19 protein-coding genes are annotated in these 23,162 nt (G+C 60.9%); 12 read left to right on the top strand and 7 right to left on the bottom strand.

Features of this window, described 5'->3' with window-relative positions; translation table 11 throughout:
• From E2583_RS23565 to E2583_RS23555, 3 genes are all read left to right on the top strand, one after another.
• The coding region (locus tag E2583_RS23565) for a VCBS domain-containing protein (RefSeq protein ID WP_291599226.1) at positions 1 to 4,367 on the top strand (4,367 nt) is incomplete at its 5' end.
• A 273-nt stretch (positions 4,368 to 4,640) separates the two neighbouring features.
• Positions 4,641 to 5,324 (top strand): transglutaminase-like cysteine peptidase, encoded by a 684-nt coding sequence (locus E2583_RS23560; RefSeq protein WP_291599223.1) that lies wholly within the window; start codon positions 4,641 to 4,643, stop codon positions 5,322 to 5,324.
• Positions 5,325 to 5,389: 65 nt separating this feature from the next.
• Positions 5,390 to 7,372 (top strand): LapD/MoxY N-terminal periplasmic domain-containing protein, encoded by a 1,983-nt coding sequence (locus tag E2583_RS23555; RefSeq protein WP_291599221.1) that lies wholly within the window; start codon positions 5,390 to 5,392, stop codon positions 7,370 to 7,372.
• A gap of 65 nt (positions 7,373 to 7,437) precedes the next feature.
• On the opposite strand, the gene E2583_RS23550 is transcribed toward E2583_RS23555, so the two are convergent.
• Positions 7,438 to 8,427, bottom strand: a complete 990-nt coding sequence (locus tag E2583_RS23550) for a bile acid:sodium symporter family protein (RefSeq protein ID WP_291599219.1) — start codon at positions 8,425 to 8,427, stop codon at positions 7,438 to 7,440.
• 119 nt (positions 8,428 to 8,546) lie between these two features.
• Here E2583_RS23550 and E2583_RS23545 point away from each other — a divergent pair, with 119 nt between their 5' ends.
• A complete protein-coding gene (locus tag E2583_RS23545; RefSeq protein WP_291599217.1) occupies positions 8,547 to 9,491 on the top strand; it encodes a LysR family transcriptional regulator in 945 nt (314 codons plus the stop codon).
• Positions 9,492 to 9,495: 4 nt separating this feature from the next.
• On the opposite strand, the gene E2583_RS23540 is transcribed toward E2583_RS23545, so the two are convergent.
• From E2583_RS23540 to E2583_RS23530, 3 genes are all read right to left on the bottom strand, one after another.
• Positions 9,496 to 9,807 carry a hypothetical protein gene (locus E2583_RS23540; RefSeq protein WP_291599215.1) on the bottom strand — a complete coding sequence of 104 codons (312 nt, stop codon included), beginning with the start codon at positions 9,805 to 9,807 and terminating at the stop codon, positions 9,496 to 9,498.
• An 863-nt stretch (positions 9,808 to 10,670) separates the two neighbouring features.
• A complete protein-coding gene (infA, locus tag E2583_RS23535) occupies positions 10,671 to 10,931 on the bottom strand; it encodes a translation initiation factor IF-1 (protein ID WP_291599213.1) in 261 nt (86 codons plus the stop codon).
• A gap of 22 nt (positions 10,932 to 10,953) precedes the next feature.
• Complete coding sequence (locus tag E2583_RS23530; protein WP_291599211.1) at positions 10,954 to 11,130, bottom strand: hypothetical protein; 177 nt, start codon at positions 11,128 to 11,130, stop codon at positions 10,954 to 10,956.
• Between the two features lie 1,413 nt (positions 11,131 to 12,543).
• Between E2583_RS23530 and E2583_RS23525 the strand changes: the two genes are divergently transcribed.
• From E2583_RS23525 to E2583_RS23500, 6 genes are all read left to right on the top strand, one after another.
• Positions 12,544 to 13,959 (top strand): PLP-dependent aminotransferase family protein, encoded by a 1,416-nt coding sequence (locus E2583_RS23525; RefSeq protein ID WP_291599209.1) that lies wholly within the window; start codon positions 12,544 to 12,546, stop codon positions 13,957 to 13,959.
• 106 nt (positions 13,960 to 14,065) lie between these two features.
• A complete protein-coding gene (locus tag E2583_RS23520) occupies positions 14,066 to 14,926 on the top strand; it encodes a DMT family transporter (protein ID WP_291599207.1) in 861 nt (286 codons plus the stop codon).
• Between the two features lie 1,055 nt (positions 14,927 to 15,981).
• Positions 15,982 to 16,239: a hypothetical protein gene (locus E2583_RS23515; RefSeq protein WP_291599205.1), complete on the top strand. Its 258-nt coding sequence runs from the start codon at positions 15,982 to 15,984 to the stop codon at positions 16,237 to 16,239.
• Between the two features lie 561 nt (positions 16,240 to 16,800).
• Positions 16,801 to 17,019 carry a hypothetical protein gene (locus tag E2583_RS23510; protein WP_291599203.1) on the top strand — a complete coding sequence of 73 codons (219 nt, stop codon included), beginning with the start codon at positions 16,801 to 16,803 and terminating at the stop codon, positions 17,017 to 17,019.
• A gap of 28 nt (positions 17,020 to 17,047) precedes the next feature.
• Positions 17,048 to 17,323, top strand: coding sequence for a translation initiation factor IF-1 (gene infA / locus E2583_RS23505; RefSeq protein WP_291599232.1), 276 nt, complete (start codon positions 17,048 to 17,050; stop codon positions 17,321 to 17,323).
• Positions 17,324 to 17,383: 60 nt separating this feature from the next.
• Positions 17,384 to 17,635 carry an RNA-binding protein gene (locus E2583_RS23500; RefSeq protein ID WP_291599201.1) on the top strand — a complete coding sequence of 84 codons (252 nt, stop codon included), beginning with the start codon at positions 17,384 to 17,386 and terminating at the stop codon, positions 17,633 to 17,635.
• 332 nt (positions 17,636 to 17,967) lie between these two features.
• Here E2583_RS23500 and E2583_RS23495 read toward each other — a convergent pair whose 3' ends face one another.
• Positions 17,968 to 19,122, bottom strand: a complete 1,155-nt coding sequence (locus E2583_RS23495; RefSeq protein ID WP_291599199.1) for a GGDEF domain-containing protein — start codon at positions 19,120 to 19,122, stop codon at positions 17,968 to 17,970.
• Between the two features lie 700 nt (positions 19,123 to 19,822).
• Between E2583_RS23495 and E2583_RS23490 the strand changes: the two genes are divergently transcribed.
• The gene (locus tag E2583_RS23490) at positions 19,823 to 21,019 is read left to right on the top strand and encodes a ferric reductase-like transmembrane domain-containing protein (RefSeq protein ID WP_291599197.1); all 1,197 of its coding nucleotides are present in this window, start codon (positions 19,823 to 19,825) and stop codon (positions 21,017 to 21,019) included.
• Positions 21,020 to 21,224: 205 nt separating this feature from the next.
• On the opposite strand, the gene E2583_RS23485 is transcribed toward E2583_RS23490, so the two are convergent.
• On the bottom strand, positions 21,225 to 21,452 hold the full coding sequence (locus tag E2583_RS23485) for a hypothetical protein (RefSeq protein WP_291599195.1): 228 nt from the start codon (positions 21,450 to 21,452) through the stop codon (positions 21,225 to 21,227).
• A 558-nt stretch (positions 21,453 to 22,010) separates the two neighbouring features.
• Between E2583_RS23485 and E2583_RS23480 the strand changes: the two genes are divergently transcribed.
• Positions 22,011 to 22,250, top strand: a complete 240-nt coding sequence (locus E2583_RS23480; protein ID WP_291599193.1) for a molybdopterin-dependent oxidoreductase — start codon at positions 22,011 to 22,013, stop codon at positions 22,248 to 22,250.
• Between the two features lie 317 nt (positions 22,251 to 22,567).
• Here E2583_RS23480 and E2583_RS23475 read toward each other — a convergent pair whose 3' ends face one another.
• Positions 22,568 to 23,131 carry a fasciclin domain-containing protein gene (locus E2583_RS23475; RefSeq protein WP_291599191.1) on the bottom strand — a complete coding sequence of 188 codons (564 nt, stop codon included), beginning with the start codon at positions 23,129 to 23,131 and terminating at the stop codon, positions 22,568 to 22,570.
• Positions 23,132 to 23,162 lie beyond the last annotated feature (31 nt).

Here is a 23,162-nt window from a genome sequence, read left to right as displayed (position 1 = left end):
CGTACGGTACGTTTGCCGTGGACTCGACCGGCAAGTGGACCTACTCGCTGAACAACGGCGATGCCAAGGTGCAGGCCCTGGCCGAAGGCCAGAAGGTCACCGACTCCATCACCGTGACCGTCGATGACGGCCATGGCGGCACGGCCACGCAGGTCGTGACGGTGACCATCACCGGCAGCAACGACGCGCCGACCATCTCGGGCGCCTCCACAGGCGCAGTCACCGAAGATGCCGCCCAAAGCAGCATCTCGGGTCAACTGACCAAGACCGACGTCGACGCCACCGACACGCACACCTGGAGCGTGAACAACGGCGGCAAGGGTACGTACGGTACGTTTGCCGTGGACTCGACCGGCAAGTGGACCTACTCGCTGAACAACGGCGATGCCAAGGTGCAGGCCCTGGCCGAAGGCCAGAAGGTGACCGACTCCATCACCGTGACCGTCGATGACGGCCACGGCGGCACGGCCACGCAGGTCGTGACGGTGACGATCACCGGCAGCAACGATGCGCCGACCATCGGCGGCCAGGTCTCTGGCAGTGTCAAGGAAGATGCCACTCAGGTTGTCACCGGACAGTTGACCAAGACCGATGTGGATGCCACCGACACGCATACCTGGTCCCTCAGCAATGGCGGCAAGGGCACTTATGGCTCGTTCGTGGTTGACTCGAACGGCAAGTGGACGTATTCGCTGGACAATGCCAGCGCCAAGGTGCAGGCACTGGCGGATGGCCAACAGGTGCAGGACACCATCACCGTGACCGTCAGCGACGGCAAGGGGGGAGCCGCCACCCAGGTCATCACAGTGACCGTGACCGGCACCAACGACGTTCCGACCATCGGCGGCGTCGTCACGGGTGCAGTGGCCGAAGACGGCACGCTGACGGCCTCGGGACAACTGACCAAGACGGATGTCGATACCAACGACACCCATACCTGGTCGTTGAGCAACGCCGGTGCGGGCACCTACGGCACGTTCACTGTCGATGCGAGCGGCAAGTGGACCTACAACCTGGATAACGCTAGCACCAAGGTGCAGGCCCTGGCCGCCGGCCAGCAGGTGCAGGACTCCATCACCGTGACCATCAACGACGGCCACGGCGGCACGGCCACGCAGGTCATCACGGTCACCGTCACGGGGGCCAACGACGCCCCGACCATCTCCGGCACGGCCACGGGTGCGGTGAAGGAAGACGGCACATCGACTGCCACGGGTCAACTGACCAAGACGGACATCGATGCAAGCGATACGCATACCTGGGCGGTCAGCAACAGCGGCGCAGGCACCTACGGAACCTTCACTGTCGATTCGACGGGAAAGTGGACCTACACGCTGAACAACAGCAGCGCCGGCGTACAGGGTTTGAAGGAAGGTCAGCAGGTGACCGACACCATCAACGTGACGGTCAGCGATGGCAAGGGCGGAACGGCCACTCAACCGATCACCATCACCATCACCGGCACCAACGATGTGCCGAAGGTGACCAACGATGCCAGGTCGGTGACGGAGGACACCGGCGTCTCCGGCGGCAAGCTCAGCGTCAGCGGCGCGGTGACCATCGCCGACGCCGACAGCGGCGAGTCCACCTTCAACACCAGCAGCCTCAAGTTCACCGGCAGCACGTATGCAGGCGGCCAGCTGGGTGCTGTCACCATCAACGCCGACGGCACCTACACCTACAAGGTCGACAATGCCGCCGTGCAGTTCCTGAAGGCGGGCCAGTCCATCGTCGAGACCTACACGGTCGCCTCCGCTGACGGCACGGCCACCAGCACCATCACCATCACCATCAACGGAGTCAACGACGCCTTCCCTGACATAAGCACGACCACCGAGGACCAGGCTGTCTCCGGCAATGTGCTGCTCAACGATGAGGGATATGCCCTGGGTGGAACTCTTGCCGTTGCAAGCTTTACCGTCAACGGAGCGACCTACAGTGTGGGCAGCACTGCGGTGAATGTGATGGATGCCGGCAAGGTGGTGGGAACAATCACCGTGGCAGCGAATGGCGGCTATGTCTTTACGCCAAGCAGCGATTGGAGTGGCAAGGTTCCGACCGTGACCTACACCACCAATACAGGCGTCAGCAGCACGCTGGACATTAATGTGACTCCCGTTGCGGATACCCCCCTGGTTACCGTGAATGTGGGAGCAGGGTCGACGCCTGTCACCACGTCGATCACTGCGACCAGCGTGAACAGCTCCAATGTGGGCCACACCGTGACGGCTTACAACATCAATGGCTCGAAAGGGACGGTGAGTGTCGTGACCGGAACGGATCACGATGGTTTTGGCGTGGTTGGCGCGGCGTCCGGCGATTCGACTGAAATTGGCCGCAGCTCGGCAGGTTCTGAATCTTTGGCGATTCAATTCAATATACCGGTGACGGCAATCACGGTGCAGTTTGCTTGGCTGGCTTCGGGAGAGTGGGCGCGTTATCAAATGTTTGACGAGGCGAAAAAGCCCGTTGTACTGGGATACAACGCAGACGGCTCTGTCAATACGGTCAGCGGTCTGTATGGATTCGTCAAGGGCGGCACCGACAAGGTGGACACGCAGTTCAAGCTGAGCGTGCCCGCAGGAAACACGATCAGCCAGATCGTCTTTGACGCACCGCGTGTGGATGACGACTATCTGATCAACAAGGTGACCTACACGACGGCAACGACATATCCGGTCACGATCACGGCTACTCCTCAGGATATGGACTATTCCGAGACGATCACGAAGGTGACTGTGGAAGTGCCAAAGGGCGTCACGCTGTCGGCTGGAACCCAGATAGATGCGACTCACTGGTCCTTGCCATTGGTCAGCAACGGCAGTTACTCGGTGAGCATTGATCCCATTACCAAGGCTGTCACCATCACCGGTCTGAATATGACCGTCCCTGAGAACGTGCAAGTCAGCGAGATCAAGGTCGTTGCAGTAGCTTCCGACGGCAGCAGCACGGCGGACGGCAGCGCGAGCTTCACCAGCAAGCCGGACGCAGTCGACGATACCAACAGCGCAACGTTGACATCGAAGAGCGTGGCGACTGCGCCGTCGACGACGACGCTGGCGACGTTCAATAACAACGACAGCAATGCCTGGAAGTTCGTGAACGGTACGACGACGGTGGACAAGAACACAGAGAACCTGACGAGCAACAGCGTGCTTAGCTCCGATCAGGGCAAGTGGCTGTCGACGTCACTCGTCGGCTCGACGCTGGATGCAGCTGTCAGCAACAGTGCGCTGGTGCTCAGGGATAACAACGGCTCGAGCTCGGGCGATGCGCAACTGGTCACGCCGACCTACACCTCGACCGTGGCGGGGACCACGCTGCAGTTCAAGGTGACAGGCTTCAGCAATGCGAGCAACCCCAATGATTTTGTGAACTGGACGCTCTACAAGAGCACCGATGGCGGGGTAACCTGGTCTGCGGTTCCCGGGCAAGCCAACTCCGGCGTCATTACCGGAACGGGCACCTACACCACGACAGCACTTGAAGCGGACGCGACCTATCGCATTCTCTTGACCGTGCATGAGGGAAACAGCAACACCACGGATGCCACGGTGACGTTCGATGACTTCACGGCCAACGTTCCCAACCCGGACACCATTGTCTGGACCAGCACGGCCGTCACCGGATCGCTCACAGCCAACGATACGCTGGGCACGCTGGGCGAGACATCGACGCTGTCGGTGTTCAACGGTTCGAGCTGGGTCAACGCGGCATCGGGCGGTACGACAATCACCGGCAGCTACGGCACGCTGCTGATCAAGGCCGACGGCTCCTACACCTACACCCCGACCGCGAGCGCAGCCGGAGCAGGCAAGGTCGAACATTTCGACTACAAGCTGACGCAGGCCGATGGCGATACCGATACGGCAAGCCTGGACATCAGCATCGACGCGACCGGACCGGGCGCCACGACGCTGGCGGCTTCCCGCATGGCTACCGATACCGGCAGCCATGAAGTGCTCAGCACCTCGTCCGGCGACTCGCTGCTGGGCACGGCCGAAGACGACCTGTTCATCTGGCATCAGGGCGATGCGGGCACGGTGTCGCGTCCGGTCACCGATGTGGTGAAGAACTTCGGTGCCTCGGGTAACGATGCGCTCGATCTGGCCGATCTGCTGCAAGGGGAAGAGGCCTCGAATGATCTGAGCAAGTTCCTGCACCTTGAGACCCGCACCGAAGCCGATGGCAAGACCATCGATACCGTGATCAAGGTCTCGACGGCCGGCGCACTCGATGCGAATGGCAATGGCTTCAACCAGAAGATTTTGGTCGAGGGTGTGGATCTGGTGGGCTCGAGCCATGACCAGAATGCGCTGATCAAGCAGCTGATTGACCAGGGCAAGCTCAAGATCGACCACACCTGATAGAAGGGCTCCGGCGAGGGCGGCAACCGTCTTGAGTCATCAAGTCTGCTGCCGCTTTGCCGGGCGCGATCGTCAGGTCGTTTCCAGAGCTTGCATGATTGGTTACATTTGTGGGCATCGGATCCTGGCTGTGTTCGGATAGAGCCATCAGGATCCATAGCGGCCATCACAATATCTACAGGCATTCAAGAAAATCTTGTCTTGATGCTTGCTCTTCCCGGCACTCGATTGAGCACTTCGCCCAGCCTACTGTTTCCACATTCCGTGGAAAAAATGCAGCGCCTGTCGCGCCGGCGCATGCTTTTTTATGGCTCGGCGCTTGTCGGTAGCTGGGCGCTGCAGCGCGGGTTTGACGCCGCTGCGCTGGATTTCGACGCGGAGCGGCTGCAAAGCAGCATGCAGGCCCGTTATGGCGGCGCAGGCGTCCAGAGGCTGAATCAGTGGCTGGCCATGCTGCAGGCTCAGAAAGACCGGCCCTTGCAGCAGCAGTTGTCTGCCGTCAATACCTTCTGGAATCGCGCCGTGCTGCAATCGGAGGACAGCATGCTCTGGTCCCAGCCGGACTATTGGGCTACGCCGCTGGAGACGCTGGGCAAGGGGGCAGGAGACTGCGAGGACTATGTGATCGGGAAGTATTTCTCGCTGTTGCGCCTGGGAGTGGCGGTCGAGAAACTGCGACTGATCTATGTGCGGGCGCGCCTGGGCGGCGTGGGCAGCACGCAGAGCATTGCGCATATGGTGCTGGGCTATTACGAGACGCCTGCGGCCGAGCCGCTGGTGCTGGACAGTCTGCTGGACAACATCATGCCGGCCAGCCAGCGCAGGGATTTGACTCCCGTGTTCAGCTTCAATGCCCAGGGAGTGTATGTCGCGGGTGCACAGACCACCTCGGTGGATCGAATAACGCGCTGGCGGGATTTGCTGGCGCGCATGAAGCAGGAGGGTTTTTTGCCATGAAGGTCATCTTCCCTGGTGCAGGTAGCGAAGCCCTATTGAACGGCCGACACAGATAAGGCAGCAAAATGTCGTTGTTGAAACAGCTTTTGATCAGCGTGACGGTGGCCATTGTGGCTATCCTGATCGGCACCCTGGCATTCAGCATTGGTGCTGCTCGCGAGTATCTGGAAGGACAGTTGCAGTCCGAGAGCGAGAATGCCGCGTCGTCACTGGCCTTGTCACTGTCGCAGCCGGCCAATCAGGACCCCGTCACGCAGGAGCTGCTGATGATGGCCTTGTTCGACGGCGGGCAGTTCAAGCTGATTCGCCTGGCCTCACCCCAGGGTGAGACCTTGTTCGAGCGCCGGCGTGATCGCAGCGCGAGCGATGGCTCTGTTGTCAGGTCCAGGCACGGTGCAGCAGCACCCCAGTGGTTTGTCGAGATGCTGCCGCTGCGCTCGCCCAAGGCCGAGCGTGTGATCAGCGATGGCTGGAAGCAGGTCGGTCAGCTGACGCTGGTCGTGGACCACAGCTATGCCAGCCAGGCGCTGTGGAGCAGCAGCGTTCGTCTGGCGGGGGTGGTCGTGTTGGCCGGGCTGGCGTGGGCTGTCTTTGTGGTGCTGCTGTTCAGGTGGTTCCGCAAGGTCTTGCAACAGGAAATCTCGGCCCAGGTACAGGCGATCGGCAGCCAGTCCGGCACTGCGGCAGTGGTGCCGCCCGCCAGGGCCGTGGTTGCCGAGCTGGTGCCGGTGCTCAGTGCCATTGCGGACACCCGTGAGCGGGTGCAGGCCACGGCGCTGGAGCAAATGGCGCGCATCGAGTCGCTGGAACTCGAGGTCAATCGCGATCCGGTCACCCAGCTGCCCAATCGCAAGTATTTCGTCAATGAGCTGCGTCGTGCGCTCAGTGGGGCCGATGGTCTGGCCGCGCATGGTCATGTGATGCTGTTTCGCCAGCGCGATCTGCTGGCCCTGAATGCACAGATGTCCCGAGCCAGCGCCGATGCCTGGCTGGCGGCAATGGGAGAGCAGGTGAATCAGGTGCTCAGGAGCCATGCCGACTGCAAGGCTCAACTGGCCCGCCTCAATGGCTCGGACTTTGTGGTTCTGATGCCGGCCATGGCCGGGCCTCAGGCCATGTCGCTGGTGCAGCAGATCCGGCAGGTGCTGCTGTCCATGCGGGTGACCCTGAGCAGTGGTCAGTGGTGCCGATGGAGCTTTGCCTTGACCGATTACTCCGCATCTAGCTCGGTGACCGGTGTGCTTGCACGGCTGGACTACGGTCTGATGCGGGCCGAGAGTTCGGGCCAGGCCGAGGTGGAATATGTGGCTTACGGGGATGACGAAGTGGTCTCGGATCTGGCCGGTGAAACCTTGTGGCGTCAGATGCTGATTGCGGCCCTGGAGGCGGAAGACGCGCTGTCCCTGTCCGTTCAGCTCCTGCAACTCAAGGGCCGCAACGGGATGCAGGAGCGTGGCGAAGCGTCGCTCTCGCTGCGCACCGCTTCCGGCGAGACCCTGATGGGATCGCTGTTCCTGCCGGTCGCCGTGCGCCTGGGCCTGTCGGCCGAGTTCGATTTGCGAGCGGTCGCCCTCGGGGTGGCATGGCTTCATCAGAACGAGTGCGAGCTGGTCGTTCGAATCTCCTTGCCCTCGCTGGCCCAGCCCGACTTCCTGGGGCGGCTGCGCGAAGAGCTGAGCACGCCGAAGTGGGCGCATTGCCTGTCCCTGCTCTGTCTGGAGCTGGATGCGCATGGACTGACGGCCTATCCGGAAGAGGTGGCTGAATTCTGCCGTGTCATGGCACTGGCCGGTGTCGGCGTGGGCCTGCGCCGTCTGGATCAGCAGCCCACGGGGCTGACCAAGCTCCACACCTTGCCGCTGCGCTATGTGAAGCTGGGCAGCGAATTCTCGGAGCAGGCCGCTCACAGTCCCGGTGCCTTGCATTTGCTGCAGGCCATCGTGGAGACGGCAACCGGGCTGGGGATTCAGGTGATGGTGAACGATTCCGTCAACGCAGAAACCTCGAAGCTGCTTCACAAACACAATGCGCTGACGCTGGCAGCCTGAAGCGGAAGATCTTCAAAAACAGAAAAGGGGCGCTCAAGGCGCCCCTTTCTACGGGTCGACCGGTCTTATTCTGACGTGCGCTGGTCGGCAATCTGCACGCGCCTCGCATAGCGCTGCGCCAGCACTGCACAGACCATGAGCTGGATCTGGTGGAACAGCATCAGCGGCAGCACGATCGCGCCGACGGAGGCAGCCGGAAAGAGCACATTGGCCATGGGGATGCCGCTGACCATGCTTTTCTTGGAGCCGCAGAAGACCAGCGTGATCTCGTCCTCCTTGCTGAAGCCCAGGCGGCGTGCGCCCCAGGTGGTGACGAAGAGCACGGCGGCCAGCAGAAGGCAGCACAGCACGATCAAGCCCAGCAGCGAGGGAATCGGCGTCTGCTTCCACAGACCGCTGATGACTGCGGCGCTGAAGGCGGCGTAGACCACAAACAATATAGAGCCCTGGTCCACCAGCTTGATGATGGCGGCGCGACGCTGCAGGACACCGCCAATCAAGGGGCGCATCAGATGCCCTATGACAAAGGGCAGCAGCAGCGTCATGGCAATCTTGCCAATCGCATGCAATGCATCACCGCCTTCTGCATTCATGTGCAGGATCAGACTCACCAGAATCGGTGTGACCAGAATGCCCAGCAAGGTGGAGGCCGATGCGCTGCACACGGCAGCAGGCACATTGCCTCGCGCCATGGAGGTAAAAGCGATCGCCGATTGCACGGTGGCCGGCAGGGTGCAGAGAAACAGCACGCCGACATACATCTCGGTGGTCACCAGGGGCGAAAGCACCGGACGCAGTACCAGCCCCAGAACAGGGAACAGCACAAAGGTGGCGATGAAGATCCAGATATGCAGGCGCCAGTGACCTATACCTGCCAGGATGGCCTGGCGCGAGAGTTTGGCGCCGTGCAGAAAGAACAGCAGGCTTACGATGCCGGTGGTGGCGAATTCCACATATTCAGCCGCCTGGCCTGATGCAGGCAGGAAGCTGGCGAGGACGACGGTGGCAATCAGGGCCAGCGTGAAGTTATCGGGAACAAAGCGGGGGCGAGACATATTCTTGAGCGGAAGCCATCCATGCAAGGCACCGGGTCGGTGCGCGATGGCTGCGTATTGGACACGCAATCCATTTAAAAGAGAAATGGATTTATTCGATAGACCTATAATTTTTCTATATGAATATCAGCCTGCGTCAACTGCGTGCCTTCGTGGCAGTGGCCCAAAGCAGCAGTTTCAGCCGCGCCGCCGATGCCTTGGCGTTGACCCAGCCTGCGGTGAGCCGCAATGTGACGGATCTGGAGCAAGCCATGGGTTTGCTGCTGCTGCATCGCACCACGCGCGAAGTGGAGTTGACCGAAGCGGGGCGTCTGCTGCTGGGCAATCTCTCGCGCGTGCTCGAGGAACTGGACGCCTGTCTGCTGGAGGTCCAGGGCTTGGCGACACAGCGCAAGGGCCGGGTCAAGGTGGCCAGCAGTCCCACGCTTTCGGCCCATCTGATGCCGCAATGCATTGCGCGTGGCAGGCAGCAGTCGCCGGGCGTGAATATCCAGTTGCTTGATCGCATTCAAAGCGATGTGCTGCTGAGTGTGCGCAGCGGCGAGGTGGATTTCGGCGTGGTGATCGACCCGTCCGAGAAACAGGATCTGCATGCACAGACCATTCTGGCCGAGCCATTTTGTCTGGTCTGTCTTTCCTCGCATGGTCTTGCGCGCAAGAAAGAGGTGCACTGGGCACAACTGGCAGGCGAATCCCTGGTACTGCTGGACCATGCATCGGGTAGTCGTCGCCTGATCGATGCCGCCTTGCAGTCCCACGGCGCGTCTGCATCGGTGGTGCAGGAGGTCGGGCATACGACCACCATCTACAGCATGGTGCAGCAAGGTCTGGGTTTGAGCGTGGTGCCGCGTCTGGCCATTCCTTCGGCCTGGGCTGCGCGGGCAGCCCCTGCAGCTGCGGGCGCAGCAGCGGCTGACGCAGCGGTCCTGGTCAGCCGTCCTCTGGTGCCCCGAGTGCAGCGAAGCATCATGCTGGTCAAGCGTCAGCAGCGGGAGTTATCTCCCGTCGCGCATCTGGTCTGGGATCTGATCGCGGCAGAGGCCGTCAGCCTGCTGGACGAATAGGGGCTCAGGGCCTGAGCACGATGCGCGAATCGATCACCAGCCCTTGCGGTGAGGGGGCGACATAGACGGGCTGGGGCGGTGCCATGTACATGGGCTGCGGCGCAAGGTATGTCTCAGGCCGGTTCCTGCACTTGCGCTTTTCCTTGTACTCGCCATTGCTCTTCCACTTGCGCTCCACCTTGCATTGGCCATCCCAGTACTCTTCTTTGTGCTCACGCTTGTGATGGTGGTGGCGGTCATGTGCCAGACTGGTCAGCGGCATGGCAGTCAGCGCTACGGGAAGGCAGATGGAAACAAGAGCAAGGATTTTCTTCATTCCGGGTGGGGCAGTCCAAGGCCTGTGCCATGGCCGCATCGATGTTCAAAACGCTGAGAGCATAAGCGCAATGTGTTGAAGAGACTGTATCAATTCATGAGCGCGATTTCTGCAATGGCTGGGGGGCGCAGGCCTTCGCTCTGCCTTTTCATTCTCATAAAGAGAGCGTCTTGCCATTGAAGTGCATACATTTCGGTCTACTTCATATTTATATCCAAGCAAGCAATTATGGGGAATGCTATTTAGTTGATAGCGTTCTGCCGTCCACTGTCTTGACAGGGAATCCGCAGGCTCTGCCGGCAGTCTGCGCCGTCGAGGGCGGTTTCCGGTGACGGCCTACCAGCCAGGCAGAGCCTGAAAGGGTTGCGCGGGCGACGATGTGCGGTGCCGTCCACCTCGGCCATCCGCAGATGGTTCATGCAGTGGCCCCTTGCACGCTTTTCAGGTCGGCCTGCAGCCGCCACAGGCTGCGTCGGCAGGCGCAGGGGACTGCATCGGTGTCTTGCATCTGAACGGCCCTGGGTGCTGCAAAGGCGCGCAGGCAAAGCGGCGCTGGCAGAAGGACGACAGCTGCCACGCGCAGCAGCACAGAAGGGGGCAAGAGAGTATGGGTGAGGAGTGCTCCCGCATGCAGAAGCGGGTTGCCCAAGGCCGCTTGCCGGCCGGGAGTTGACGCGGTACCGAAAGGCGTCGGGCCCCTACATTCGGTGAGACTGTCCCGGGATGCGAGGGCATTGTTCCGCAGCAGCCTGCCTGCACGCACCTCTGCGCAGGCCGGCCACCTTCAGGGACGCCTGTGCGGCCCTGCGCCTAGCTCGTGCTGAGGCTGCTGGCGCGATGTCCACCAGCGCAGGTCACGGGCTTCAGTGGCGGCGCTGCTGAGGTGCGGAGCTGTTGTTGGAGCGTTCGATATGACGGAAGGTCAGGCGACCCTTGTTCAGATCGTAGGGAGACATTTCCAGCGTCACCTTGTCGCCTGCCAGCACGCGAATGCGGTGCTTGCGCATTTTGCCGCCGGAGTAGGCAATCAGCTGGTGGCCGTTGTCCAGCGTTACACGAAAACGGGCGTCCGGCAAAACCTCGTCCACTCTGCCTTGCATTTCAATCAATTCTTCTTTGGCCAAAACATTTCCTTTCAACAAAAGGTCAGTTCAACTGGTTGTCCAGCACCATGCTGCGCCCCTCGGCGAGGGCATATTTGCTGGCCATATCCTGGGTGTCGAACTGGCGGATAAATCGGAAGATCCGGTCATAGGTTCCGCGTCGGATGGAAACCGCTGCGGCCACCTTGCCGGAGTGAGTCATTTGGGTGAGGGCAGTCACAATGTAGTTGCCGACACGCTCTGTGATTTGTTCTGTGTGCATATCGAGTCAACGGGCGGCACCAACCCGGGCAGGGCATGCCGACCAATGAAAAATGAAGGAATCCGACCCTGAGGGGTCGGGATCAAACAAGCCAGCCGCATGCGGGTGGCTCGTGCTTCTTGCCAGGGATGCTTTGGCGGTATGGAGCCAAGCGTGGGCAACGTGAGATCTGCCTGAATGATGCTGCACGGGGCAAGTGCCGTGCAGCAATCGCAATATTATAAAGCATTGCTTCTTTATGTGCAAATCGGAATGAATCGCTGCGCTGTCAGGCATGGTGTTGGGCATGTACCAGCAGCGCAGTCGCCACATCGCCTGGGCGCTGCACTGCGCGAGGCCAGACAGATAAAAGCTCCTGGCATTCAGGCGGACGGCATTCATGCAAGGATTGCAGGCCGGGTGAGTTCCTCCTGCTGGAGGGGAGGCGCGATCGTGGAAAAAAGGCTTGGCTAATAGGAAAGGGCCGCTGGCTAGCTAAAACGCTGCAAGCCCCTGCCTGTCAGCGCCCCACGATGAAGAGGCGGTACAGCGATTCGCTGCACCATGTCTGCATTATGAATGCAAACGAGACTCATTCGCAAATTCACCTCGATCATTGAAGGTTATCGCGCGGGCAGGCGGCGGGCACGGATCCTGCCATGTACACCGGGGTCGGAGGACGAAGGCCATCCAGCGAGGTGCGGCACGCGACAGCAGGCTGCACGGCCTGCGTCAGGCCGGTGGGAAAGCATTGAAGGGCCGCTTTTTCCAAGCACGGACGGCGGGTTGCAACGCTTGCCATCTGCCTGTCATATTCCAAAGGCAAGATGCAGAGCGCTGGGTTCTGGTTGTAGCACTGAAAGATGGCTTGACCCCTGGCGCCAATTCCAAGCCCCGGCCTCCGTGCCGGGGTTTTCTCTTTGGATCTCAGGGCAGATGGCGCTTCACCATGGTGACGCAGGACCTGCCCCAGGTGTCCGCTGTGTCGACAACCGCGTGCCGGGCGATCACTCCGGCAGAGGATGTGCTGCGTCGATTCCTTCGAGCTGCCGCAGACCGGATCTGCCCGTGCAGGATCGAGATCGCAGGCCCGGCGAATCGCTGTGGCACTCCCCACGGTCCGTTCATTCAGGTCTGAAGACCCCCCCATCGGACCAAGCCTGCTCTTTTCGACTGCAGGAACGCACGGGAGCGGCAAATGGCGGGGGAAGACCCGCCGCCGCCGGGCGACTTGAATCCGTTTCTGCTGGCCGCAGCGCTGCTGTAGGCGAAGCGGGTGCGCGATGCCTGCCCGAGCCTGGAGGCTCTTTGGCACTGGGAGTCCATGGGGCACAATCCATCACAATGACTCCATACCGTCATGGAGTTCTTGCCAATACAGTGGACATTCGAATGGCGCGCAGCGGTACTCTCATCCTTCAGGTCATGTCGCTCATTCGGGCAGGCATCGCCTCCCGAAGCCTCCTGCCGGGAACGCGGCTACCCTCCATCCGGCAGCAGGCCCGACGGTTGAAAATGTCGGTTTCCACCGTGGTGCAAGCATACGAGCGACTGGCTGCAGAAGGCCTGGTCGTATCGCGCCCGGGTGCCGGTTTCTATGTCAGCGGGCCGGTGGCACCGCTTGCCTTGATGAAGCTGGGCCCGAGGCTTGACCGTGCCGTAGACCCGCTGTGGGTGTCGCGTCAGTCTCTGGAGAGCGATCCGGCATCGCTGCGGCCCGGTTGTGGCTGGCTGCCAACGACCTGGATGTTCGAGGATGGACTGAGGCGGGCGCTGCGGTCACAGGCGCGAGGCCCTTTGTCTGAGCTGACCGAGTATTCGACACCACTCGGGAACCCGGCCCTGCGCCAGTTTCTTGTCAGGCGCATGGCTTCCCTGAGGATCGATGCATCACCCGATCAACTGGTGCTCACGGAATCAGGAACGCAGGCCATAGACTTGATATTTCGATTTCTGCTGAAGCCCGGGGACAGCGTTCTGGTCGATGACCCGTGCTATTTCAATTTCCATGCTTTGCTCAAAGCGCATCAGGTCCGGGCGATCGGCGTGCCCTACACGGCCCAGGGGCCGGATCTGCAGTTGTTCGAAAAGGCACTTCAAGCGCATTCACCGAGGCTCTACATCACCAATTCGGGCATTCACAACCCGACGGGAGCCACGCTTTCCCCGCAGGTCGCCCACAGACTCCTCAAGCTCGTCGACCGCTCTGAGCTGGTGATCGTGGAGGACGACATTTTTGCGGATTTCGAGAGTACCCATGCGCCCAGACTGGCTGCGCTGGACGGACTTGCACGCGTCATCCACATCGGCAGCCTTTCAAAGACGGTATCGGCGTCCGTGCGTTGCGGATTCCTGGCTGCTCGCCCCGACTGGATTGATGCGCTGGTCGACCTCAAAATCGCCACGACATTTGGTGGAGGACGTCTGGCGGAGGACCTGATCCTGAAGACGCTGACGGATGGCGGCTACAGAAAGCACATGGAAACAGTGCGCCAGCGGCTGTCGGTGCAGATGGAAAAGGTCGCCTGCCGTCTGCAAGGAATGGGGATCAGGCCCGCGTTGATGCCGCAGGCCGGCATGTTTCTTTGGTGCAGGCTGCCGGAGGGGGTCGATGCCGCCCTTCTTGCGCGCGCCTGTCTCGACGAGGGCGTGGTGCTCGCGCCTGGCAATTCCTTCAGCCTGTCCCAGTCCTCAGGCAGTTTTCTGCGTTTCAACGTCGCACAGTGCGCAGACGAGCGCATTTTCACGGTCCTCTCCCGAGCATTGCATCGATCGGCTTCAGTCCCGGTCGGGCACGGCGGCTCGTAATCTTTACTGGTTTTTCTAGATGACAGTTTCTTTAATCTGTACTGTGCTGTGTCTAGGTCTCCAGCAGTCATCATGATGTACTCAAGGCTGTATCAAGGAGCCTTGAATGAAAAGAAGTATGGGGGGATGGGTCAACGGCTTGATTGGCGTCGCCATCTTTGCGGGGTCGTTGCCTGCCACTCGCGTAGCCGTCGCTGATTTGAATCCCACGTTTCTGACATGTGCGCGTGCTGCAGTTGCGGCGTTCGTGGGATGGGCCTTCTTGCTTGGTCAGCGCGAGCAGCGGCCCGCTTTGGCAGATCTGCCGTCACTGGCCATCACGGCGGCAGGCGTTGTCGCCGGATTCCCGTTGCTGACGGCCCTGGCGCTGCAGCATGTGACTTCAGCGCACTGCATCGTGTTCGTCGGATTGCTGCCGCTGTGCACCGCAGCCTTTGCGGTGATCCGTGGCGGAGAGCGTCCTCGGCCGTTGTTTTGGGTCTTCTCGGCGGTGGGGGCTTCGGTGGTTGCAGGCTATGCGGCAATGGGAGATGGGCAGGCATCCCTCACGGGTGATTTGCTGATGCTGGCCGCCGTCGTCGCATGCGGGATGGGCTATGCAGAGGGCGCACGCCTGTCGCGCAAGCTCGGGGGCTGGCAGGTCATCAGCTGGGCGCTCATCCTGTCGTTGCCGGTGATGCTGCCTCTTGCGCTGTTGACGACTCCGCAGACGTTGGCGAATGTCGGCCTGCATGCATGGCTCAGCTTTGCCTATCTGGCACTCTTCAGTCAGCTGATCGGTTTTGTGTTCTGGTACCGAGGCCTGGCTCAGGGGGGCATAGCGGCAGTGGGTCAGCTGCAATTGCTTCAGCCGTTCATGGGCCTGGGCCTTGCAGCCCTTCTCCTGAACGAGTCCGTGAACGGGTCGATGCTTGTGGTGACTTCGCTTGCAGTGGTTTGTGTGTCCGGTGCCAAAAAATATGCCTGACGGGCATGCCGCAGCCACGGCACTCCACAGCTGGCAAGTGCGTGAGCAGACCGAAGCCATGCCCAGGGGCGATATGAGTTCTGCCGCGATTTGAGTACCGCAAAACCGTCGTTGATTCATGCCTCCTCATTGGCCGTGGCGGGTTGATCCGGCGCCGCCGCCATTGCGGCATCACAACCGGGTGCAGCCGCACGAGCACTCCGGGATACGCGGTATCGCTGCGCAGCAAACGGGGGCAGCGCGCCAGCCTGAGCGCTGTTGGGAATGGGATGGGGTGCCGGATCCATTGTGCATATTGCAAGCGGGTCGCACGAAGACCGGCCAGCGCTGCCCGATTGCAGGGAGCCATTTTGCAAGCACCAGTACCGGGATGGTGCGTGGGTTTCGCGGCGTACTGGTGCTCGGCATCGAGACCGTTGTCCTCGGCGCAATGCGTAGGCGCCTGCGGACCCAGGCAGGGTGGGAGGGATTCAAGTTCCGTGACACCACGGCACGCGGCTGCGAACGGCATGGCCCAACGGCTGCTCGCTGTCCGTCGTCGTCCTGGAGCGGGTGATCGGGCTCAGGCGCCTCATCGTGAGCCGGTCTCAGGCCCCGAGCCCATCGGCCGTGTCCTCTGTCCTCCGTCGACATGTCTCACGGCCGGGCTGCCCGGCGTGTCGCCGTAAGCCTGAGTGCTCTTCGTCGTCGTGCCGTGCGCAAACGGCATGGAGAACTTGCGGCCTGTGATCGGGCGTGCATCGTGGCTTCCGTGCTCAGGGGCTGTCGCAGTTGTGGCTATGGTCGTGACAGGAGCGATCCTGACAGCATGATGGAAATGCGCTTCTGCAGGCAGCGCGAGGGCATATCCGTGGCCGCAGGAGGCTTTGAGGGGGGCCTTTCAGGCGTCAGCCGGGTCGCTCGCTGCAGCGATCTTCTGTCTGTTTGGCGTTGGCTCCCTGCAGGAGGAAGGCGCGCAGCGGTAGGCTGCGGCGTGGTGGTGAAATTTGCGTGCGGTGACTCCCGAGAATCGGGTGTTCTGCCTCGAGCGCGTCGCAGGTGTCTGGGGCAAGCCAATGGAAAATCGTGAAGTGGATGGTTTTCAGATATCGGCCGAAGCCATCAGCTGGGCGAGGGGCCGACAGGTGCATTGTCTGGCCTCAGGATATGCAAGGCAGGGGCGCAGCAAAGCGATTCAGAGTGATCACTGTGCTGTTTTTGCCTCCTTGCAAACCGCGCAAGCTGCGGCAGTGCTGTTCGTACACGCCATCACTTTCGTCTCCGTAGCGGGTGTGCCCAGTCCGCTCATCTATGAGAAATATCTCGGACTTTGAAGAAAGAAGCCCACGCTCCGGCGGAGTCGTTCTCGCGCTTGCGCCCGCCCGTCGGGACGGGCTCCGCATGGTCGGCGGGGTGGGGGGCGCATTCTTTCCCCCGAGGCGGCTCGTTGCCGGGCTTCCACGATGTCGTGGACTGCCGGGTTTTGCTCATGGGCCGGTGGCTCTGTGAATTTCCGAACGGTTGCCCTGCGGCAGAAGTTTGCAGCGCACCGTTCCATCGATTTCGTGTTCGACAGAGCAGGGCGTGGGTCTGGCTCATGCCCGGTCCCGGCTGCTGACCCGGATGTTGTAAACCAAAGGTCTTTCACTTCACCTATACTGGACTCATCCGCTGTCAAGGCCGTTCGCCCCAGCAGCGCCTGTCTGACACCAATGCCGCCCCTTGGCCGCAGGTAGCCGCTCTTCTCGCTGAGCACGCGGTGGTCACTCCCCTCCAGGCGAACTCCCCCAGATCCTGAACATCCTTATGGATCTGCGATGCCCCTCTGCATCCTGAGAGGGCCTTCCCTTTCTCATTTGATGGTCTGCGCATTCGTGCGTGTGACCGTCCGTTACATGCTGCACAAGAACATTACAGAGCAGATTGGCCGCTACGTGGTCACCCCTCTGACACAGCCGAGCACCAGCGGCAAATTCCTGGCTGCCGTTTCCATTCGCCGCGGCACTTATGACCGCGTCATTCGCTTTGTCCCGCAGTTTTCCGACGAGTCGCTCGCCTCAAGCTACGCCCTGACCGAAGGACGGAACATGGTTCTGAGCCAAAGGCTGAACTGAGCGGCTGAATTTTTTTCTCACAGGAGACATTTTGGCTAAAGAAGAACTCATCGAGATGTCGGGTCGCGTTGACGAAGTGCTGCCAGACGCACGTTTTCGCGTGACTCTGGAAAACGGTCACCAGCTCATCGCATACAGCGGCGGAAAGATGCGAAAGCACCGCATCCGCGTGCTGGCGGGCGACAAAGTGACCATCGAGATGTCGCCCTACGACCTGAACAAAGGACGAGTGACCTTTCGCCACCTTGCTCCACGCGCTGGTGCCGCCCCAGGGGGCACTCCTGCCTTCAAGCGCCGCCGTTAACCCACCCAACCTCCAAGTCGCTCACCGCCGAAATGCATGGGCACTCTTTGAAAGAACACGATGCAATCCAATCTCTACGTTACCAATCTCGGTTATTCCATCGACGGCGATGCCTTGCGCGCCCATTTCAGCGCCTGCGGTGAAGTCATCTCTGCGGACGTCATCTCGGACCGGGAGACCGGTCGCTCGCGCGGCTTCGGCTTTGTTGAAATGGGCTCCCAGGAGCAAGCCCAGAATGCCATCCAGATGCTGAACGATCAGCCCCTGGGCGGTCGCGCGCTGGGGGTGGCTCTGGCCCGTCCACGCAAATAATCTTCTTCGACCTGCAACAAGCGGGGCTCACGCCAAAAGCGTGAGCTTTTTGGTGCATGCCCTTCCGATGGCCGCTCATCAAGCGCGCATGCGACAAGGCCTGAAGCCCACAGCGCAATCTCTGGCGTCATCGCGATGTTCACGCTCATCGGCAGCATGTATTGATGGACCGCCTGAATCGCTCAGAGTTCGAGAGCCGTCATTGCCTGAGCTTGGCAGCTGTGTCGAGAGATCCGGCCGATTCACGATCCCGGAAGGAGAAGTCTCGGACCATGATGTGCAAAAATCCGACGGTGGCAAGAATGCACAGAGTAGCCCGGCAAGGGCAAGTACTAGGCGAGAACCAGGCGGTTGCGGCCTAGAGCCTTGCCTTGATACATGGCCCTATCCGCGCGGGAGATGAGCGCTTCCGCAGTTTCCCTCTTTTGGTACTGGGTTGCGCCCAGCGTGCATGTCACGCTCAGCTCCTGATTGACCAACTGCGACCAGGGGTACGATTCTGCGCATGCCCGGATTCTCTCCAGCAGTACTTCCGCCTGGTGCAGTTGTGTATCGCACAGCACCAGAAGAAACTCCTCGCCCCCGTAGCGGCCTGCGCAGTCAGTGATGCGGGTCTGTGAAGTCAGCACGTCTCCAAAGGCTCTCAGCACTTGATCTCCGATGTCATGACCAAGGCGGTCGTTGACCTGTTTGAAGAAGTCTATGTCTAGCAACGCGATACAAAAAGGGGCATCCCGGCGTTGAGCCGCATGAATGCACTGCTGCAGTCGTTCCATGACTCCACGGCGGTTGGACAGTCCGGTCAAGTCATCGTTACGTGCCAAGGTTTCAATGTGCTTGAGCGCGACCGCCAGTTTTTCATTGCTTGCGCTGAGTCGGTACTGCATGCTGCGAAAGTACGTGACCAGGACACTGCAACGGATGACCGCTCCGAGCATCACGCCCACGACCAGGAACTGTCCGATCAATGTGTCGGTGGTCATCTGCATCTGCGGCCCTACGCTGTAAACAGCCAACGCAATGGCGACAAGCGCACAACTCCAGGTCATCCAGAAACTGGTACGGCGGGGAGCGAGAAAGCCGTCGGTGCTGAATACCAGGAGCATGACCAGCGCCTGAAAGGCGACTTTGGGCGCCGCTACGAGCAAGGCCAACACCCCCGTCACCGCGATCAACTGGTGCCAGAAGAACAAGCCCGGGTCGCTTTGAGTCTGGCTCCATCCACTGGCGTAGGCCCAGGTGATGAACGCCATCCCTGCGCTGATCCAGAGCCCGTACATCAGCACCGGATGCAGCGGTACATAGCCGGCCCAGCAGTGGCCGAGAAACAGCGTGAAGGCATATAGATGGCTTATGAGCACTGAAGCGTGCAGCTGCCATGTGCGTTTGCGCCAGCGTTCTAAATGCCGGGCTTCATCGGCCAGTGACGAGGACGGCCTGGGTCCCCACAAAGGCGGGGCGCGTGATTTGTCGGTTGAATAAGCCATTGGAGTCTGTAGGTCGCAAAGGTACCAGGCGACTTATTGTTACAAATAACAGTGTGCCTGAATTGGCGCATTGGCCAATGGAGGGAAATGCCTCCGATGTGGCTCCAGTGCATGTGCGGCCAGGTCCGGGAAGTGGGAGGGAACGAATGCAGGGTGTCTACGGGGACAGGACAAACCCGCGAAGAGAAGTTTGTTGCATCGATGTTCCACAACGCTGCGTCATCGCCCCAAAAAGTGTCTGCCCGGTTTTCAGCACTGAATGCCTCTTCGAATTTCACAGCACTCATCACGAGTCGCATGGATGTCAGAATGATTGCCAAGTGACGTCCGTCAAAGTTGCCTTTCATGCGACATCGGTACACTGGGCCGGGCGGACCTCGCCTCTGCAGGCAGTCGGTGGTGGCGTCAGGTGATGTGGTGCAGCAAAGACAAGCCTCCAAGGTCTGGCACATTGGCATTGATCTGAACATGTCACCGACAGACTCGAAAGCACTGTGCCGTGTGCGGCGTCCAATCCCGTGTCGTCCCTATACCTGTTCCGACGCCTGGTTCCACCGGTCACTGATTTAACGGGAGTGCTGTCTTGCGCCGTTCCATTCTTCTTGTCCTTGCTTCTTTCTTTGTGATCTGGGCAGTGGAGGCTTTGTGGCTGTCACCGTCACCGCCAGGTGACCTGCTGTGGGTGATGCGGCAGGAAGGCATGCTGCTCACCGGTATTTTGGCGTTGGGGGCCATGACGGCCATCATGGTTTTGTCCTTGCGCCCCCGCTGGGTGGAGTCGCCATTGGGTGGCATGGACAAGGCCTATCGGTTGCACAAATGGCTGGGCATCATTGCCATTGGACTGAGCCTGGCCCATTGGGTGGCCAAGCAGTCCAAGTCGCTGATCACGACGGTCATCGGCAGCGCAGGCAGACTGGCCAAAGTCGCGGCACCCGAGTGGGTCGGCATCCTCAAGCCTTATGCCAAGACATTGGGCGAGTGGACCTTCTATGCGCTGATCCTGATGCTGGTCATTACGCTTGCGCGTCGCGCAGTTCCCTACAAACGCTGGTATTGGCTGCATCGATTCATGCCCCTGGCCTACCTGTCGCTGGTGTTCCATGGCATTGTGCTGACTCCTCCTGGCTACTGGGGAGGCGTGGGGGGCTGGCTGCTGGCGTTGACGATGATTCTCGGCATCGTGGCTGCAGTGATCCAACTGGTGCGAGACCTGCGCCCGCGCTATCCTCACACGGGCACCGTGCTATCGTGCACGCAACTCGGCGATGTGCTGGAAGTGCAATGTCGCATGGAGGATTCCTGGCCGGGTCATGCCGCGGGGCAATTCGCCTTTTTGCGTCTGGCGGGGGAGCTAGAGGCTCATCCGTTCACGCTGTCGGACGCGGACCAGCAAAATCACCTCGTGCGCTTTCACATCAAGCAGTTGGGCGATTGGACTCGGGGCCTGCCTGAACGCATGCATCCCGGCACCGTTGTGGAGCTGGATGGGCCTTATGGTCGCTTCGTGCCTCCCGATCACGACGACGGTGCCGTGCACGTCTGGGTGGGTGCCGGTGTCGGCGCGACCCCTTTTCTCTCCTGGCTGGGCCAGCTTCACGACGACGGCCATGCGCCCCAGGCCTGTCTGCAATACGCCTGCCAGCATGCACTCGATCCTCTTGCCCAAGCCCTGAAGGACGCTGTGGCGCTCCATCCCGATGTGCATCTGGACATCTTTGCCGACGGACGTCGTTGGTCGCCCAAAGAGGTGCTTCAGCGTTATCAAGCCGACAAACCGCTGCAGGTCTGGTTCTGCGGTCCTGCGACCATGGGCCGGCAATTGGAGCAAGCCCTCAAGCAAACGTTGCCATCGGCGTCCTGGCAGTTGCACAGGGAGCACTTCGAATTTCGTTGATGTCGTTCCTTCTCCGGCAGCGCCGTCACCCTGCAATGATTCGTTGAGACCGCCGGAGGCTGGCCCAGGTCGAACGGCGATTGTCGCCATCGCCCCGCAGCAGCCGGTCGATGCGATGCTCATTACGTCGCCACGGCCCCATCGCCCCGGGTCCATGGCCATCCCCTTCGGGCCTTCTTCGCACTGCAGCGCACAACGCTCGGAATCAGCCAAGCCGTCCCTGTCGACCGATGCAGAGCGTCCTCTGGCCAAAGTGGCGCGCGCTGCCGATGCCCAGCAGTTCTTGCTGGGTGAGCGCAATGGAAAGCAACCGCCGAACGCCGAACTGGAAAATGGGGCGCATCAGATCCTCAACCTTTGCTGCCGAGATATCACGAACCATTGAATGTTCGGTGAGGATTTCGAAACCCGGAGGGCAGAGCCATGCAGTCATGCGGTTCTTCACCCAACTACCGACGAAACGCAGTGTCTCTTTGCAGCCACCGGCTGAATGCGGCAGCTGTGCTGGCCACGGCGATGAGCGGTTGGCGAACCGATAGCGCCTCACCTGTTTATGACTTTGCCTTTCCCGTCGGCATATCGCGGGGTGATGCGGACCCGGGGCATTGCAACCCGCAGCAGCGTGCAGCCTCGCTCATTGCCGTTGTGGACCTGGTGTTGCCGGTGCTCCGCCGTCTCGTGATCTGGGAGTCGGTGCGGTTCCCGCTGCTCTCCGAGCTTTGGATGGCAAGGCGTATCCATGTCTGCGGCATGGCAGCCATCGCCGGCTTCATTGCCGCTCACCTTCTCATGGTCGTGCTGGTTGCGCACTCGCTGCTCCTCATGCGGCCTGGACGCTTCAGGAGTTGCGTGCATTGCCGCAGTACACGCAGGTTGCACGCCACAGCGGTGCGGAAGGCCGGAGTGCCACCGGCAAATGGAGTGGCGCACGCTTTGGTGATTGTTGACGTGCCGTCGGTGCAGGCCTCGGTGCCCGCTCCATGGGCTTGGGATGCTCGAAGGCTACGCCACCGGCATCGACAAGACGACGGCGCAGCATCCTCGGACGGTGCTGGCGCTCGACCGGGATGGGCAACCTCTGCCGCCCGGGTACGGCTATCCCTCGACGCGGTGCACGCCCACCCAGCTTGGTTGCAAGAATCCGAAGCACATCAAGGCCATCTTCGAGAGCAATAGCTTCAACCAAGGCTGCCGGGAAGACCAGGGCTGCAACTGGTTCGGCGGCGGCTGATGCAGCCCCCGTGACGGCAAAGGCGTCCGGGCACAGTGGCGCCGTGGGCATGGACAGGGAAATGGGCAAGGGCGCGACTTGCGGCCGTGCATGCTTCGACGGTGTCGCAGCGCCAGGATCGTCGGGCTGAAATGCCTCCGTCAGAATGGCGCGAAGCCTCGTCTCAATCAGGACTCTTTGATTGCCTGCTCGATCCCACGTCCTTCGGGCGTGTGCGGCGGAGCAGGCAATCCGGTCTCTGCTGGTCCTGAATCTGCGTTGGGGCCGCTCAGACCCGCAGCCCGGGGCAGAGACGGTGCCCCTGCAGAAGCCTGCCCTTATTTGGGAAGCAGTACTTTGTCGATCACGTGAATCACCCCGTTGGATTGGTATACGTTGGGTATGGTCACCGTGGCCGTGCCACCTTTTTCATCCGTCAGCATGATTTTCTTGCCACTGGACTTGGCCGTCAGAGTGCCGCCACTGACGGTCTTGATCATGGCCTTGCCCTTGCCGTCCTTGATCCTCTTGCCGAGGGCCGCAGCATCCCACTTACCCGGAACGACGTGGTAGGTGAGGATGGTTGTCAGTGTCTCTTTGTTCTCGGGCTTGAGCAGCGTATCGACGGTGCCGGCGGGCAGCGCATCGAAAGCGGCATTGGTGGGCGCAAAGACGGTGAAGGGGCCGGGGCCTTTGAGGGTGTCTACGAGGCCCGCCGCTTTGACTGCTGCGACCAGGGTGGTGTGATCCTTGGAGTTGACTGCGTTGTCGATGATGTCCTTGGTAGGCAGCATGGGGGCTCCGCCCACCATCACCTCGGCCATTGCCGCGACGGATGCGGCAGACATCGAGATAGCCAGGCTGAGCGAGGCCAACTTACGTGCAGATTGAATCGAGAACATGGACGCTCCTTGAGGTACAAGCCGAAAAATG

This window comes from Comamonas sp., assembly GCF_009360615.1.
Taxonomy (GTDB): Bacteria; Pseudomonadota; Gammaproteobacteria; order Burkholderiales; family Burkholderiaceae_C; genus Comamonas.
The sequence above is the reverse complement of the archived record's forward strand: the minus strand, read 5'-3'. Positions and strand labels throughout refer to the sequence as shown.

What these genes read in the sequence shown, in the direction of transcription:
- E2583_RS23560 (WP_291599223.1), top strand. Translation starts at nt 4,641, where the DNA reads ATGCAGCGCCTGTCGCGCCGGCGCATGCTTTTTTATGGCTCGGCGCTT.
- E2583_RS23555 (WP_291599221.1), top strand. Translation starts at nt 5,390, where the DNA reads ATGTCGTTGTTGAAACAGCTTTTGATCAGCGTGACGGTGGCCATTGTG.
- E2583_RS23550 (WP_291599219.1), bottom strand. Translation starts at nt 8,427, where the DNA reads ATGTCTCGCCCCCGCTTTGTTCCCGATAACTTCACGCTGGCCCTGATT.
- E2583_RS23545 (WP_291599217.1), top strand. Translation starts at nt 8,547, where the DNA reads ATGAATATCAGCCTGCGTCAACTGCGTGCCTTCGTGGCAGTGGCCCAA.
- E2583_RS23540 (WP_291599215.1), bottom strand. Translation starts at nt 9,807, where the DNA reads ATGAAGAAAATCCTTGCTCTTGTTTCCATCTGCCTTCCCGTAGCGCTG.
- E2583_RS23525 (WP_291599209.1), top strand. Translation starts at nt 12,544, where the DNA reads ATGGCGCGCAGCGGTACTCTCATCCTTCAGGTCATGTCGCTCATTCGG.
- E2583_RS23520 (WP_291599207.1), top strand. Translation starts at nt 14,066, where the DNA reads ATGAAAAGAAGTATGGGGGGATGGGTCAACGGCTTGATTGGCGTCGCC.
- E2583_RS23515 (WP_291599205.1), top strand. Translation starts at nt 15,982, where the DNA reads ATGGAAAATCGTGAAGTGGATGGTTTTCAGATATCGGCCGAAGCCATC.
- E2583_RS23510 (WP_291599203.1), top strand. Translation starts at nt 16,801, where the DNA reads ATGCTGCACAAGAACATTACAGAGCAGATTGGCCGCTACGTGGTCACC.
- E2583_RS23500 (WP_291599201.1), top strand. Translation starts at nt 17,384, where the DNA reads ATGCAATCCAATCTCTACGTTACCAATCTCGGTTATTCCATCGACGGC.
- E2583_RS23495 (WP_291599199.1), bottom strand. Translation starts at nt 19,122, where the DNA reads ATGGCTTATTCAACCGACAAATCACGCGCCCCGCCTTTGTGGGGACCC.
- E2583_RS23490 (WP_291599197.1), top strand. Translation starts at nt 19,823, where the DNA reads ATGCTGCTCACCGGTATTTTGGCGTTGGGGGCCATGACGGCCATCATG.
- E2583_RS23485 (WP_291599195.1), bottom strand. Translation starts at nt 21,452, where the DNA reads ATGACTGCATGGCTCTGCCCTCCGGGTTTCGAAATCCTCACCGAACAT.
- E2583_RS23480 (WP_291599193.1), top strand. Translation starts at nt 22,011, where the DNA reads ATGCTCGAAGGCTACGCCACCGGCATCGACAAGACGACGGCGCAGCAT.
- E2583_RS23475 (WP_291599191.1), bottom strand. Translation starts at nt 23,131, where the DNA reads ATGTTCTCGATTCAATCTGCACGTAAGTTGGCCTCGCTCAGCCTGGCT.